Source organism: Naumannella huperziae (assembly GCF_054073625.1).
This window is the reverse complement of the sequence record NZ_JBSXPH010000001.1, coordinates 1,018,311-1,031,031: the sequence shown is the minus strand read 5'-3', so window position 1 is coordinate 1,031,031 and position 12,721 is coordinate 1,018,311. Positions and strand designations below refer to the sequence as shown.

At 73.0% G+C, this 12,721-nt stretch carries 15 protein-coding genes and 1 tRNA gene; 6 read left to right on the top strand and 10 right to left on the bottom strand.

Features of this window, described 5'->3' with window-relative positions:
* Positions 1 to 8 precede the first annotated feature (8 nt).
* A complete protein-coding gene (locus tag ACXDC7_RS04885) occupies positions 9 to 260 on the top strand; it encodes a PLD nuclease N-terminal domain-containing protein (RefSeq protein WP_179444567.1) in 252 nt (83 codons plus the stop codon).
* Here ACXDC7_RS04885 and ACXDC7_RS04880 read toward each other — a convergent pair.
* Both ACXDC7_RS04880 and ACXDC7_RS04875 read right to left on the bottom strand, forming a co-directional pair.
* Complete coding sequence (locus tag ACXDC7_RS04880) at positions 257 to 1,792, bottom strand: flotillin family protein (RefSeq protein WP_459221400.1); 1,536 nt, start codon at positions 1,790 to 1,792, stop codon at positions 257 to 259. The genes ACXDC7_RS04885 and ACXDC7_RS04880 overlap by 4 nt on opposite strands.
* A 25-nt stretch (positions 1,793 to 1,817) precedes the next feature.
* Positions 1,818 to 2,342 carry an NfeD family protein gene (locus ACXDC7_RS04875; RefSeq protein WP_459221399.1) on the bottom strand — a complete coding sequence of 175 codons (525 nt, stop codon included), beginning with the start codon at positions 2,340 to 2,342 and terminating at the stop codon, positions 1,818 to 1,820.
* A gap of 67 nt (positions 2,343 to 2,409) precedes the next feature.
* Between ACXDC7_RS04875 and ACXDC7_RS04870 the strand changes: the two genes are divergently transcribed.
* Positions 2,410 to 3,006 (top strand): GTP cyclohydrolase II, encoded by a 597-nt coding sequence (locus ACXDC7_RS04870; RefSeq protein ID WP_459221398.1) that lies wholly within the window; start codon positions 2,410 to 2,412, stop codon positions 3,004 to 3,006.
* Here the strand turns inward: ACXDC7_RS04870 and ACXDC7_RS04865 are convergent.
* From ACXDC7_RS04865 to ACXDC7_RS04840, 6 genes are read right to left on the bottom strand one after another with little or no spacing between them, the layout of a single operon-like run.
* The gene (locus ACXDC7_RS04865; RefSeq protein WP_459221397.1) at positions 2,888 to 3,895 is read right to left on the bottom strand and encodes a lysylphosphatidylglycerol synthase transmembrane domain-containing protein; all 1,008 of its coding nucleotides are present in this window, start codon (positions 3,893 to 3,895) and stop codon (positions 2,888 to 2,890) included. The two genes, ACXDC7_RS04870 and ACXDC7_RS04865, sit on opposite strands and share 119 nt — an antisense overlap.
* Before the next feature lie 14 nt (positions 3,896 to 3,909).
* Complete coding sequence (locus ACXDC7_RS04860; RefSeq protein WP_459221396.1) at positions 3,910 to 5,184, bottom strand: DUF2254 domain-containing protein; 1,275 nt, start codon at positions 5,182 to 5,184, stop codon at positions 3,910 to 3,912.
* Complete coding sequence (locus ACXDC7_RS04855; protein ID WP_459221395.1) at positions 5,181 to 5,948, bottom strand: class I SAM-dependent methyltransferase; 768 nt, start codon at positions 5,946 to 5,948, stop codon at positions 5,181 to 5,183. The genes ACXDC7_RS04860 and ACXDC7_RS04855 overlap by 4 nt, the downstream gene beginning before the upstream one ends.
* Positions 5,945 to 6,976, bottom strand: coding sequence for a glycosyltransferase family 4 protein (locus tag ACXDC7_RS04850; RefSeq protein ID WP_459221394.1), 1,032 nt, complete (start codon positions 6,974 to 6,976; stop codon positions 5,945 to 5,947). Before ACXDC7_RS04850 ends, ACXDC7_RS04855 begins: the two co-directional genes overlap by 4 nt.
* Before the next feature lie 2 nt (positions 6,977 to 6,978).
* On the bottom strand, positions 6,979 to 7,377 hold the full coding sequence (locus tag ACXDC7_RS04845; protein ID WP_459221393.1) for a 6-pyruvoyl trahydropterin synthase family protein: 399 nt from the start codon (positions 7,375 to 7,377) through the stop codon (positions 6,979 to 6,981).
* A gap of 2 nt (positions 7,378 to 7,379) precedes the next feature.
* Positions 7,380 to 8,381, bottom strand: coding sequence for a dehydrogenase (locus ACXDC7_RS04840; RefSeq protein WP_459221392.1), 1,002 nt, complete (start codon positions 8,379 to 8,381; stop codon positions 7,380 to 7,382).
* Between the two features lie 32 nt (positions 8,382 to 8,413).
* On the opposite strand from ACXDC7_RS04840, the gene ACXDC7_RS04835 reads away from it, so the two are divergent.
* Genes ACXDC7_RS04835 through ACXDC7_RS04825 form a run of 3 tightly spaced genes read left to right on the top strand, consistent with a single transcriptional unit; the run spans position 8,414 to position 10,694 of the window.
* Positions 8,414 to 9,091, top strand: a complete 678-nt coding sequence (locus ACXDC7_RS04835; RefSeq protein ID WP_459221391.1) for a RibD family protein — start codon at positions 8,414 to 8,416, stop codon at positions 9,089 to 9,091.
* A 39-nt stretch (positions 9,092 to 9,130) separates the two neighbouring features.
* Complete coding sequence (locus tag ACXDC7_RS04830) at positions 9,131 to 9,733, top strand: rhomboid family intramembrane serine protease (RefSeq protein ID WP_459221390.1); 603 nt, start codon at positions 9,131 to 9,133, stop codon at positions 9,731 to 9,733.
* A gap of 1 nt (position 9,734) precedes the next feature.
* Positions 9,735 to 10,694 (top strand): endonuclease/exonuclease/phosphatase family protein, encoded by a 960-nt coding sequence (locus ACXDC7_RS04825; RefSeq protein WP_459221389.1) that lies wholly within the window; start codon positions 9,735 to 9,737, stop codon positions 10,692 to 10,694.
* On the opposite strand, the gene ACXDC7_RS04820 is transcribed toward ACXDC7_RS04825, so the two are convergent.
* On the bottom strand, positions 10,651 to 11,241 hold the full coding sequence (locus tag ACXDC7_RS04820; protein ID WP_459221388.1) for a CGNR zinc finger domain-containing protein: 591 nt from the start codon (positions 11,239 to 11,241) through the stop codon (positions 10,651 to 10,653). The genes ACXDC7_RS04825 and ACXDC7_RS04820 overlap by 44 nt on opposite strands.
* 84 nt (positions 11,242 to 11,325) lie before the next feature.
* On the opposite strand from ACXDC7_RS04820, the gene ACXDC7_RS04815 reads away from it, so the two are divergent.
* The gene (locus ACXDC7_RS04815; RefSeq protein WP_459221387.1) at positions 11,326 to 12,489 is read left to right on the top strand and encodes an epoxide hydrolase family protein; all 1,164 of its coding nucleotides are present in this window, start codon (positions 11,326 to 11,328) and stop codon (positions 12,487 to 12,489) included.
* A 53-nt stretch (positions 12,490 to 12,542) separates the two neighbouring features.
* On the opposite strand, the gene ACXDC7_RS04810 is transcribed toward ACXDC7_RS04815, so the two are convergent.
* Positions 12,543 to 12,618 (bottom strand) — tRNA-Lys (locus tag ACXDC7_RS04810).
* Positions 12,619 to 12,721: the final 103 nt, after the last annotated feature.

Sequence of the window (12,721 nt, the reverse complement as noted above, 5' to 3'; positions counted from 1 at the left end):
CTTGGCCGATGATCCGCTATCTGCCGATTCTGATCGCGGTGGCGCTGCTCATCTATTGCGTGATCGAGCTGGCGCAGGCGCCGCGCGATGCCGTGCGGGCGATGCCCAAGTGGCTGTGGTTCTTCGCGATCGTGCTGTTGCCGGTCGTCGGCCCTGCCGCCTGGCTGCTGCTCGGGCGGCCGAACGCCCGCAGCCTCGGCCAGCACCGACGCACGCCACTCAGCCCGGACGACGACCCGGACTTCCTGCGCCGGCTCTAGCCCTCGTCGTCCGGTGACACCGGCGCCGGCACGACCGGGGCCGGTGCGCTGGTCGACGCCGCGTCCTCGGAGTACTTCGCGACCAGCTTGGACAGATCCACGCCGGTGGTGTTCTTGATCAACTCCATGGTCTGCACGACGTTGTTGGTGACCTGCTTGGGCATCTCGCCGGCGCCGTCGGTGGAGACGACGGTCAGCTTGTCGATGCTCTGCATCGGCGCGGCCACCTCGCGCGCCACCTGCGGCAGGGCCTCGACCAGCATCTGCAGCACGGCCGCCTCGTTGTACCGGGCGAACGCGTCGGCGCGCTTGTTCATCGCCTCGGCCTCCGCCTGGCCGGTGGCGAGGATCGCCGCGGCCTGCGCGTCGCCCTCGGCGCGGACCGCATCCGCCTCGGCGGTACGCCGGGCCTTCTCCGCCTCGCCCCGCCGGGCACCCTCGATGGCCTCGGCCTCGGCGAGCGCGCTGCGCCGGGACTTGTCGCCCTCACCGGTCAGGCGGGCCTTCTCCGCCTCGGCCTCGGCGGCCGCGATGGCCGCCGCCTTGCGCGCCTCGGCCTCCAGGATCTCGGAGTTGCGCCGGCCCTCGGCCTCGGTCTCCACCCGGTAGCGCTCCGCGTCGGCGGGCTTGCGGACCTCGGTGTCGAGCTGCCGGTCCTTCAGTGCCGCCTGCCGCACGGCCACCTTCTCCTGCTCGGCCAGCACCGCCTGGTCGCGATCGGCCTGCGCCAGCGGCCCGGCCGCGGCGGCCTGTGCGGCCGCGGCGTCGGTCTCGGACTTGATCTCGGCCTGCTTCAGCATCAGCGTCCGGCCGGCGACCGCGATCTCCTGCTCGGCGGCGATCCGGGCCTGCTCCGACTCCTGGCGGGCCGCCGCCTCGGCCACCGCCGCGACCTGCCCGACCCGGGCCGACTCGGGCCGGCCGAGGTCGGCGAGGTAGCTGCCGTCGTCGGTGATGTCCTGGATCTGGAAGGTGTCCAGCACCAGGCCCTGGCCGGTCAGGGACGACTCGGACTCGTCGGCGACCCGCTGGGCGAACGCCGCCCGGTCGCGGATGATCTGCTCGACGGTCAGCGAGCCGACGATGGAGCGCAGCGAGCCGGCCAGCGTCTCCTGGGTGAAGGTCTCGATCTCGTCCTGCTGGGCGAGGAAGCGCTGGGCGGCGGCCCGGATCGAGTCCTCGTTGCCGCCGACCTTGACGATGGCCACGCCGTCCACGTTCAGCTTGATGCCCTGGCCCGACACGGCACCACGGATCTGCACCATGATCCGCCGCGAGGACAGGTCCAGGATGTGCAGCCGCTGGATGAACGGGATCACGAACACCCCGGCACCCATCACGACCTTCTGCCCGGACAGGTCGGTCGTGATCTCTCCGGTCTCCGGATTCTTCACCGGCTTGGCGCCACGTCGGCCGGTCACGATGTAGGCCTCGTTCGGCCCCGCCACCCGGTAGCGCCGCGCGATGAAGATGATCACCAGTAATACGACAAGAACGATCAGGGCAATGGGAATGATGGCGGCCAGATCCACGGCGGGGCTCCTTCGGCGGGGCAGGTCAGTCGAGCGGGTCCTCGGGCGAGGTCGGCACCACCTTGGCAGACGTGGCGGTCAGAACCTCACTGACCCGCACGTTGGTGCCACTCGGCAGCGCCGCATCCGCCCGGGCATTGAGCCGGGTCAGGTGGCCGTTGACGGTGACGGTGACGATGCCGAAGCCGTCGTCGGGGATGTCGGCGATCACCCGGCCCTGCGCGCCGATCATCGATTCCCGGCGCACGGTGGAGGTATCGCCCTCGGCGGACTTGAGCTTGTTCGTCAGCCACCCGACGCCCGCGCCGAGCACGATCCCGAGCGCGATGCCGCCGACCACCGCCCACGGCGTCGGTGCCCCGAGCAGCAGCAGCGCCGCCGCGCCGAAGCCGAACACCGCCACCGCGCCCGCGACCCCGCCGACGGAGAAGAAGTCGCCGCCGACATCGTCCAGCGCGCCACCCAGCCCGTCGAACACGTCGCCGAGCACCAGCGACAAGACCAGGACCGCGACTCCGATGCCACCGGCCACCATGAATGCGACGACCACGCCCGCATTCTAGGAGCCGACGGCCCCTCGCCCGGGGGCGCCGGGCCCGCTGGGGCAGGATGTCTGCATGACACTGCCGCGCGCTTCGATCCGCCGTCGGGTCCGACTGCCCGGGCCGGATGCCGATCTGATCAGCTTCGACGGGCTGGCCGACGGGGGTGAGCATGTCGCCCTGGTCCGACAGGGCGAGGGCGTACCGCTGGTCCGGGTGCACTCCGAATGCCTGACCGGCGATGTCTTCGGTTCGCACCGTTGCGACTGCGGTGAGCAGCTTGCCGAGGCACTGGCGCTGGTCCGCGCCGAGGGCGGCATCGTGCTCTACCTGCGGCAGGAGGGCCGCGGGATCGGGCTCTACAACAAGATCGACGCGTACGCCCTGCAGGACGCGGGCCTGGACACCTACGCCGCCAACGAGGCGCTCGACCTTCCCGCCGACGGGCGCGATTTCGCCGTCGCCGCGCAGATGCTCGCCGCGCTCGGCGTCGACACGATCCGGCTGCTCAGCAACAACCCCGACAAGGACCGCCAGCTCGCCGAGTTCGGCATCACGATCGCCGAGCGGGTTCCGACCCAGACGTTTCGGCACCCGGAGAATCTGGCGTACCTGCGCGCGAAGCGGACCCGGATGGGCCACGATCTGCGGCTCGGCCCCGAAGCAGGTTGATCACCAGCGGGATCGCGCCCGGCAGGGCCGCGGCCAGGCTGAGCAGCCCGTACAGGGCCGCGACGGCCACGCCCGTGCCCGCGCCGAGTCCGGCCGCCGCGAAGGCCAGCGCCGCGCCCGCCTCGCGCGGGCCGAATCCGCCGACATTGAACGGCACGGCCATCGCGACCAGCGTGATCAGTCCGAGCGCGATCAACTGTCCGGTACGCCCGCCCGCAGCCGGGATGGCGCTCGCCGCGACCAGGAAGGTCGCCAGATAACCGGCCAGCGCGATCAGTGACAGCCCAGCCATCGCCAGCCCGGTCCGCGAGATCAGCGTCGTGCGCACGTCGGCGAGGAGTACGCCGACCCGGCCGCGCCAGCCGCCCGCCGAACAGGCCGCTGCGGCCGCTCCCTCCCGGCGCACCCAGAACCCCGCGGCCGCCAGCGCGACCATGATCACCAGGCAGGCTGCCCGCACCTCGGTGGGCCGGTCGGGACTGATCAGCCGCGGCCAGACCAGCACGACAACCCCGGTGACGGCGAGCAGGGTGAGCTGCCCGCTGGCGCGCTCCCAGAACACCGCGCGGGCGGCGGGGCCGATGCCGGCCCGTCGGCCGTGGCCGACCGCGCGCGCCGCATCGCCGAGGACGCCCGCGGGGAGCAGCGCGTTCAGGAGTTGGGCCTGGTAGCAGGCCGGGTACGCCTGCCCGAGCCGCAGCGGCAGACGCAGCGCTCGGCAGCAGAGCACCCAGCGCGCCGCGACGGCGGCCGTGGTCGCCGCGCCGATGATCATCGCGAGGGCCACCCGGGCCGGGCTGGCCGAGGTGACCGCCTCGATGATCGGTTCGGGCCCGACGACGAGGATGATCACCACCAGCACGGCCGGTCCGGCCAGGACTCGGAGCACCCGACGCGGCATCATCAGCCGCCGGGCGATCTGGCCAGCCGCCGCGCGGCATCGTCGGCGATGCGCTCCCAACCGCGGAGTGTCTCGGCGTGTTCGGGCAGGGCGACGGTCTGCAGGTCCCGCAGCATCGCCAGCACCCGCGGCGGGATCTGCGGCGAATCCTTGCCGTAGTGCAGCAGCTCGTCGAGTGCGAGTGCGACCAGCTCGGCGATCCGCTGCGGCCGGTGCACCAGGCGTACCGTCCCCTCGACCGCGACCACGCTCGTCAGGTCCCGGCGCACGACCAGCGCGCGCAGGATCCGATGCAATTCGTCGGTGACCTGTACGGCCGTCGTGGGATCGTTGATGCCCGGGCTCAGTGCGCGCTCGCCGATGTCGACCAGCTTGCGGATGCCCAGCGCCGGGTCCTGGTGGAAACCGCGGTCCTCCTCGACGACGACGCTGACCCGCAGCGGCTCGACGTCCTCGCGCACCGTGCCGGGCGCCCAGACCCGCAGCACCGGCATGCCCTCGGCGACGAACTGGCCGATCGGGATCAGCACCTCGACGAGCGCGTCGTGCTCGGTCGCCCAGTCGCGCAGTCGGCGCAGCGAGATCTCGGCCACGACGCCGTGCTCGACCGCGTCGATCCGGACCGGCTCGGCGGCGGGCCGGGGCCGGTCCGGCTCGGGCGGGCGCGGGCCATCCGCGGCGGGGAAGTATCGCGTGACCACGTCCATCGTCACCGCGCCCAGTTGCGAGACGATCGCGCTGACCTGGATCGAGCGGGTGATGTGGTGGATGTAGGCAAGGAACATGCCGACGCTCGCCAGCACCAGCACGAACGCCAGCGTGACCGACAGTTGTGGCACATAGGAGTCGGTGTCGGAGGTGCCGCGCACCGAGCGCAGCACGGTGAGGGCGTAGACGAAGGTCGCGGTGAAGATGCCGAGGGTCGCCTGGGTGACGCGGCTGGAAAGAAAGTCGTTGAGCACCCGCGGGGTGAACTGGCTGCTCGCGAGCTGGACGACGACCATCGTGATCGAGAACACCAGGCCGGTGACCGAGATCATCGCCCCCGCGATCGTGCCGAGCATGCTGCGCGCCCCGTCGGCCCCGCCCTCGAAGACGAACGGCAGGTGCTCGGTGATCGCGCGCTCGGCCTCGGGCAGCAGCAGCCCGACAACCGCGACGACCACGATGATCACCAGTGGCAGCACCCAGAACGGGCGCCAGATCCGACCCCACACCGTGGTGCTGCGGACATCCGGCAGCGAATCCTGCTCAGCCGCCCGCGCGTTGCCCGTCATCGCCGACGCTCCGGTTCGGGCATGATCAACAGATCCCGGTGCCCGACCTCGACGGCGAGCGAGGGGTCGGCCAGCCGGCGGCGGCGCCACTGTGCCGCGAGGGCAGCGAGCTCGGGGCGCTCGTCGATCGCGGCGGCGAGCCAGCCGTCGAGCCACGGTCCGAGCAGCGGGTGCCCGGCGGTCAGCCGCCACGGCGTCTCGGCGACCCGGACCCGATCTGCCGGGAAGTGCGCTGCGAACCGCTGCGGGGCATCCGGTCCGGCCCGGCCACCGCGGCGCTGATGATCGTTGAAGGCGTCCCGGAGCGCGTCATCGAGCGGGTCGGTGGGGGTGAAGGAAACATCGCCGCTGACGCTCAGGGTGAACAGGGCCGGCGTACCCGACTCCATGATCAGCTCCGCGAGTGAGGCGAGCTGGTCGTCGTCGAGCAGGTCGAGCAGGGCGGACGCGGCGATCAGGTCGGCGCCGGCCGCCTCGGCGGGGGTGAGCTGCCCGAGATCGGCGGTGCGGATGTCGATGGGTACGCCGTCGCAGCGCGCCTGCGCGAGCAGGGTGGCGTCATGGTCGATCAGCAGAAAGCTCGTCTGCGCCGGCAGGCGCGGCGCCAGCCAGCGGGTCAGCGAGCCGGTGCCGGCGGCGAGGTCCCAGACCCGCGGCCGGTCCGGGAGCGCGGCGCCGACCTGCGCCAGCAGCTCGGCCGAGCGGCTGGCGGCGTCGACGGGTTCGCGGACGGCGAGCCAGGCCGGGTCGAAGCCCATGCTCATGACGACCCTCCGACCAGGCGAAGGACGGGTTCGGCGGTGCGCTGCCAGTCGGTCAGACCGGCGCGGCGGTGTTCGGCACGCCGCCGCCAGCGGGCGCGCAGCCCCGGATCGGTGAGCCACCGCCGCAGGGCGGTCGACAGCTCGTCCGCGTCCACGAGCGCCCCGGGCGGCCCGTCGGGGGTGGCGCCGAGCGCGTCGCGGGTCCCGGCGGCGGTGCTGATCACCGGGATCGCCCGGGCCAGGGCCTCGGTGATCACCATCCCGTAGGTTTCGTGCAGCGACGGCAGCACCAGCAGATCGGCGGCGGCATAGGCGGCGGCCAGGTCGTCGCCGGTGAGCGGCCCGCGGAAGATCATCCGCCGGTCGAGGCCGAGCTCGGCGATCCGCGCGTCGAGTCGGTCCTGTAGCGCGGGTTCCCGGTCCCGGGGCCCGACGAGCGTGCAGGTCCAGGTCAGGTCGGCGAGCTCGCCGAGCGCCTCCACCAACCGGTCGATCCCCTTGCGCGAGGTGATCGCCGCGACGCAGAGCAGCCGGCCGCCGGCCGGTTCGGGCACGGTCGGGGGCGCCGGGTCGGTGCCGGGCACGGCGATCACGATCCGGCCCGGGTCAAGGCCGTGCCGCCGGGCCAGCTCGGCCGCCGCGGTCGGCGAGGTCGCGATCACCGCATCGACAGCGGCGAGCGAGTCCCGTTCCCGCTCGTCCAGTTCGGCCGCGGACGGCGTACCCGTCTCCAACGCGAGCGGCAGGTGAACGATCATGATCGCCCGCAGCCGGTCGGCATGGCGCCGCCAGACCGCGGGGTGGGCGCAGCCGAGCAGCCCGTCGGCCAGCACGGTCGCGCCGTCAGGCAGCGCACCGCAGGCGTCGGCCAGGACGTCCGCGCCGCCGGCCGGCCAGTCGCCCGAGAGCTCGTGGCGCCGCACCCGCACACCCGCCCGCACCAGCTCGTCGCAGACCCGCAGATCCCAGCGATTGCCGCCGGTCGGCCGCGATGCCACGTCGGCCGGCAACAGCGCGTGCACCGTCATGATCAGAGCTCGCGGTCGTAGCCGGCCCAGGCCAGGTGCGATTCCCGCAGCACGATCCCGATGCCGTGCAGACCGCCGGCCGAGCCACCGAGCTCGCCGGCGGCGATCCGCTCGGCCAGCCGGTCGGCGATGATCATGGCCAGGAACTCGGTCGTGGTGTTGCGTCCGGCCAGCTCCGGATCGTCGTCGAGGTTGCGATAGTTCAGCGGTTCGAGGACCCGGTGCAGGGCCTGTGCGGCCAGCCCGATGTCGACGACCAGGTTGTCCGCATCCAGCTCGGCCCGGCGAAAGGTGGCGTCCACGACATAGGTCGCGCCGTGCAGCCGCTGCGCCGGACCGAAGACCTCGCCGGTGAAGCTGTGGGCGATCATGAAGTGATCACGGACGGTCAGGGTGAACATGATCAACCTCCGGGGTAGCGGATCAGCGGGGCCGGTCCGGCGCCGGCGAGGTCGGTGATGTCGGTCGGCAGGTCGTCGAAGGCGATCTCGTCGCCGAGCAGGGCGTCGAAGCGGTCGTCGGCGAGCAGCCGCAGCACCACCGCCATCCTGGCCGCATGGTCGCGGGCCGGCACGCGGGGCGCCACCCGGCCGACCTGGCTGGACCGGATGGTCAGCCGGCGGGCATGGAAGTCCTCGCCGAGCGGCAGGCTCACCGGGCGATCGCCGTACCAGCTCACCTCGACCAGCCGACCCTCGTCGGCCGCCAGCCGCAGCGCAAGCCGCAGGCCCTCCTCGGTGGCCGAGGCGTGCAGCACGATGTCGGCCGGCTCGGCCTGTCCCGCGCGGTCGGGCGTCGCGAACGGTACGCCGAGCCGCCGCGCGAGATCGGCCCGGCCCGGGTCGATGTCGTACAGGCGTACCCGCGCTGCCGGCAGGCCGGCCAGGATCGCCGCGATCGCCGACCCGACCAGGCCGGCGCCGATCACCGCGATGGTGTCGCCGACCTGCGCGTCGGCGTCCCAGACGGCGTTCAGTGCGGTCTCGACGGTGCCCGCGAGCGCCGCGCGCTCGCTCGGCAGGTCGGCCGGCAGCACGGTGACGGCCGCGGCCGGCACCACGTAGTGGGTCTGGTGCGGGTGCAGACAGAACACCCGTTGCCCGATCAGCGCCGGCTCGCCGGCGATCACCTCGCCGACGCTCAGGTAGCCATAGCTCACCGGCCAGGGGAAGTCGCCGGACTGGAACGGCGCGCGCATCGCGGCGTACTGGCTCACCGGGACCCGGCCGGAATGGACCAGCGTCTCGGTGCCCCGGCTGACCGCACTGACCAGCGTCCGCACGCCGACCTCCCCGGCGCCCGGGGCTGGCAGCGGCGCCTCGACCAGCTCGGCCCGCCGGCGGGCGACCAGCCGCCAGGCCCGCGCCGTGGCGGGCCAGGGGCTCGGCGGCGACGGCTCCTCCATGATCGCCGAGCCTAGGTGACAGGATCGGGGGCATGGCACGCCACCCCGGGCCCCGCGTCACCGCCTCGGTGATCACCTCCCTCGACGGCCACATCGACGACGCATCGCCCGACCGGCTCGTCCTGTCCGGGCCGGACGACCTGGCGGCGGTCGATGCCTTGCGCGCGCAGGTCGATGCGATCATGGTCGGCGCCCGGACGGTACGCCGGGATCGGCCGCGGCTACTGGTCCGCGACGAGGCGCTGCGCTCCGGGCGCCGGGCGGCCGGTCGCTCGGCGTCGCCGCGCAAGGTGACGATCACCGCATCGGGCGATCTGGACCCCGACAACCCGTTCTTCGCGGTGCCCGCGCCCGGCGCCCCGCCGTCGCTGGTCTTCCTGCTCGGCGGCGCCGAGGTGCCGCAACTGGCCGGGCTCGCAGAAGGCGTACCCGTGCCGGACGACCCGCGCGCGGTGCTGGCCGCGCTCGCCGAGCGCGGGGTCGAACAGCTTCTGGTGGAGGGCGGTACGCGCCTGCACGGCTGGTTCCTGGCGGCCGATGCGGTGGACGAGCTGCGCTTCGCGGTCGCGCCGTTCCTGGTCGGCGACGCCGCCGCCCCGCGTTTCGTGCCGCCGGGGCGCTACCCGGCCTCGGTCGAGGATCCGTGGCGGCTGCTCGGCGTGGAGGTGCTCGGGCAGGTCGCGGTGCTGCGCTACGGGCGCGGGGCGTGAACCCGGGGCCGCCTTCGGTTGCCGCGTACCCTTGGCGGCATGAGTCAGGCGATCAGCACCCAGCCGGCGGCCGCCCCCGGTGTGCTGGCCCGGATCGTGCCGCCGGCCGTGCTCGCCGCGATCATGTGGGTCAGCGAGCTGATCGATGTGACGCTGGGCGGATTCCTGGATCGGTTCGGCATCGCTCCCCGCGAGGTGGACGCGCTGCCGGGGATCCTGGCGGCCCCGTTCCTGCACGGGGATCTCGGTCATCTGGTCGCCAACACGGGCACGTTCATCGTGCTGGGGATCGCGGTCGCCCTGCTGACGCGACACTTCTGGTCGGTGACGATCGGCGTGGCCGTGCTCGGCGGGTTGGGCGTCTGGCTGCTCGGGCCGCCGGGCACCGTGCACATCGGCGCGTCGGGCGTGATCTATGGCTATCTCGCGTTCCTGCTGGTCTACGGGTTCGTGGCGCGCAGGATCGCGGCGATCCTGGTCGCCGTCGGCGTCTTCCTGACCTATGGCGGCATCGTCTGGGGCGTGCTGCCGGGCGATCCGCAGATCTCCTGGCAGGGCCATCTGTTCGGCGCGGTGGCGGGCGTGGTGATGGCATTTTCGCTCGGCCGTCGTGACCGCGTACGCCGGCGCCCGGCGATCTGAGATGGCCCGCTCCCCCCGCGGCGCCGGCTGGGTTGCCGCGGCGATCGTGATCGCGCTGCCCGGAGCCCTCGCCCTGGTCCTTCAGCTCGCGCCGGGGCTGCAGCAGGCCGCCCGCCCGCTGGCGCTGGTCTCGGCATTCGTCCCCTATGGCGTGCTCGCCTGGGCCGCGGCACTGCTGGTCCTGTTGATCGGCCTGCTGCGGGCCCGGCGACGAGCGCCGGTCGCCGCCATGGCGGCGGGGGTTGCCGCCGCCCTGGCCCTGCAACTGCTACCGCTGGCGCCCGCCGTGCTGCCGACCGCTGAGCGGCGGCCGGTCGCGCTGAGGGCCGCGACCCTGAACGCCACCCGCGGCTGGGCCGACCCCGCCGGCGCGGCACGCGCGCTCGGGCAGGCGGATGTGGCGGTGATCACCGAGGCGACGCCGGAGTTCGTCGGGGCGCTGGGTGAGCTGTTGCCCCAGCACAGCTACCGGCTCGGCGAGGGCGCGGAGGGTGCCACGGGGACCGTGATCATCTCGCGCTGGCCGCTCCGCGAGTTGGCCGCGGAGCGGCTCACCTTCGAACAGCGGGTCGGGGAGGTCACGCTGCCCGGCGGCGACAAGATCATCGTCGCCGGCATCCACTCCGCCAATCCGATGGGCACCGTCGACGCCTGGACCTCCGATGCGGCCGCGGTACGCGCGATGGTCCGGCCCTGGCTCGGCGCACGGCTGATCATGCTCGGAGACTTCAACGCGACCCCGTCGCAGTATCCGATGCAGCGGCTGTATTCGGACGGGCTGACCGACGGGGTCGCCGATGCCGGCGCCGGCTGGCTCGCCACCTTTCCCGCGATGGGCCCCGTCCCGCCGCTCCTGCGTCTTGATCATGTACTGACCGGGCCCGGCCTGCGCACCCTCCGGGTGGAGACGCGACAGGTCACCGATGCCGATCATCTGGCGGTGTACGCCGAGATCGGTTGACCTTGGCGACGAAGCGGGCCTTCTTCTCGCGATTCCCGCAAGTGTTCATGTCGCACCAGCGGCGCGTGCGGCTGCGGCTGGTGTCGAAGAACGCGGCGCGGCAGGTCGGTGACGCGCACAGGGCGAGCCGACCATCGCGCTCCCCCGCGATGATCGCGATCGCGTCGTCGGCGATCACCCCGAGCGCGTCGCGCAGCCCGGTCGAGGAGCCCAGGCGCCACCGTCGAGCACCCTCGGGCGTCAGGTACGCCGTCGCCCGGCCCTCGGCGCTGCATCGGTTGATCACGGCGACCTCGGCGGCCGGGAGGTCCTCGCCGGCGGCGGCCGCGGTCGCGGTCGCGTGGATGGCCTCGCGGAGCTCCCGGGCGAGGTCGAGCTGCGCGGGAGTGCAGCGCCGCGTGTCGAGCCCGTAGACGGCCAGCCAGTCGAGCAGCCGCCGCGGGGTGGGAATGCGCTCGATCGGTACGCCGTGCCGCTCCGAGAGCGTGCCTGTGAAGCTGGTCGCCAGCACGGTCCCCAGCCGGAACTCGGGATACGGGTCGGACATGGAACCAGCATAGCCGGTTGCCATCGGTGCGACCCGAGGTGCTAGAACCGTCATAGCCGGTTCCCCCGCCGAGAGGACAGTTCGATGACGCCGACCAGCATCCAGCCGTTCGAGGCCCGCGCCCCCGAGGAGGAGCTGGCCGACCTGCGGGCGCGACTCGGTGCGGCCCGGCTGCCGGAGGCCGAGACGGTACGCGGCGCCACGGGGCGGCGACGCTGGGCCCAGGGCGTACCCCTCGATGATCTTGTGGACGTCGTGCGGCACTGGCGTACCGGCTATGACTGGCGCGCGTTCGAGGAGCGGCTGAACGCGATCGGCCAGTTCCGCACCACGATCGATGATCTTGGCATCCACTTCCTGCACCGGCGCTCGCCGCGCGCGGACGCGATCCCGTTGATCATGACCCATGGCTGGCCGGGCAGCGTCGCCGAGTTCACCGGCGTGATCGACGAGCTGGCCGACCCGGTTGAACCGGGCGCGCCGGCCTTCCACGTCGTGGCGCCGTCGCTGCCGGGCTTCGGTCACAGCGATCGGCCGGCCAGCACGGGCTGGGGCACGGAGCGGATCGCGGCGGCCTGGGCCGAGCTGATGGGTCGGCTCGGCTACGAGCGCTTCCTCGCGCACGGCGGCGACTGGGGCGGCGTGATCACCACGATCCTCGGCGGGCGCTTCCCCGAGCGGGTGATCGGCATCCACAGCACGCTGGCGCAGGTGCCGGCCGGCGAGATCACCGGCGACCTGACGCCGGACGAGCGGCGCTGGGCCGAGGAGACCGGCGACTTCTGGGCGAGCGGCACGGCGTACGCGAGGCTGCAGCAGGTCCAGCCGCAGACGATCGGCTACTCGCTCGTGGATTCGCCGGTCGGGCTGCTGGCGTGGATCCTGGACAAGTTCGCCGAGTGGACCGACACCGCGGACAGCCCGTTCGAGACGATCCCGATGGACCGCCTGCTCGACAACGTCACCCTTTACTGGCTGACGTCGACGGGCGCCTCGGCGGCCCGGATCTATTACGAGAGCCACGGTTCGCTCGATCCCGGCCTGCAGGTCGACGTGCCGGCGGCGATCACCACCTATCCGCGCGACATCGAGAAGTACCCGCGACCGTGGGCGGAGCGCCGGTTCCGCCGCATCGTGCGCTGGGCGACGCCCGCCGCCGGCGGCCATTTCCCGTCCCTGGAGGTCCCGGGATTCTTCGTCGACGACCTGCGCGCCGGACTCGCCGCGGTGCTGAACGCGGCGCGCTGAATCGCCGCCACGGCCGGTTGCCGACGCCGATCAGGCGGACCAACACACCGGCCTGGTGGGCCCCGTGGGACTCGAACCCACAACCTACGGATTAAAAGTCCGCAGCTCTGCCAATTGAGCTAGAGGCCCCGCGCGTCGCGCGAGACATCCTAGCCCTGACGCCGCGCGCCGCCCGCATTCGGGAAGCGTCACTGACCGTTCACCCGGGCGACACACACCCACCCCCGCGAGC

What these genes read in the sequence shown, in the direction of transcription:
- ACXDC7_RS04885 (WP_179444567.1), top strand. Translation starts at nt 9, where the DNA reads ATGATCCGCTATCTGCCGATTCTGATCGCGGTGGCGCTGCTCATCTAT.
- ACXDC7_RS04870 (WP_459221398.1), top strand. Translation starts at nt 2,410, where the DNA reads ATGACACTGCCGCGCGCTTCGATCCGCCGTCGGGTCCGACTGCCCGGG.
- ACXDC7_RS04860 (WP_459221396.1), bottom strand. Translation starts at nt 5,184, where the DNA reads ATGACGGGCAACGCGCGGGCGGCTGAGCAGGATTCGCTGCCGGATGTC.
- ACXDC7_RS04855 (WP_459221395.1), bottom strand. Translation starts at nt 5,948, where the DNA reads ATGAGCATGGGCTTCGACCCGGCCTGGCTCGCCGTCCGCGAACCCGTC.
- ACXDC7_RS04850 (WP_459221394.1), bottom strand. Translation starts at nt 6,976, where the DNA reads ATGACGGTGCACGCGCTGTTGCCGGCCGACGTGGCATCGCGGCCGACC.
- ACXDC7_RS04845 (WP_459221393.1), bottom strand. Translation starts at nt 7,377, where the DNA reads ATGTTCACCCTGACCGTCCGTGATCACTTCATGATCGCCCACAGCTTC.
- ACXDC7_RS04840 (WP_459221392.1), bottom strand. Translation starts at nt 8,381, where the DNA reads ATGGAGGAGCCGTCGCCGCCGAGCCCCTGGCCCGCCACGGCGCGGGCC.
- ACXDC7_RS04835 (WP_459221391.1), top strand. Translation starts at nt 8,414, where the DNA reads ATGGCACGCCACCCCGGGCCCCGCGTCACCGCCTCGGTGATCACCTCC.
- ACXDC7_RS04830 (WP_459221390.1), top strand. Translation starts at nt 9,131, where the DNA reads ATGAGTCAGGCGATCAGCACCCAGCCGGCGGCCGCCCCCGGTGTGCTG.
- ACXDC7_RS04825 (WP_459221389.1), top strand. Translation starts at nt 9,735, where the DNA reads ATGGCCCGCTCCCCCCGCGGCGCCGGCTGGGTTGCCGCGGCGATCGTG.
- ACXDC7_RS04820 (WP_459221388.1), bottom strand. Translation starts at nt 11,241, where the DNA reads ATGTCCGACCCGTATCCCGAGTTCCGGCTGGGGACCGTGCTGGCGACC.
- ACXDC7_RS04815 (WP_459221387.1), top strand. Translation starts at nt 11,326, where the DNA reads ATGACGCCGACCAGCATCCAGCCGTTCGAGGCCCGCGCCCCCGAGGAG.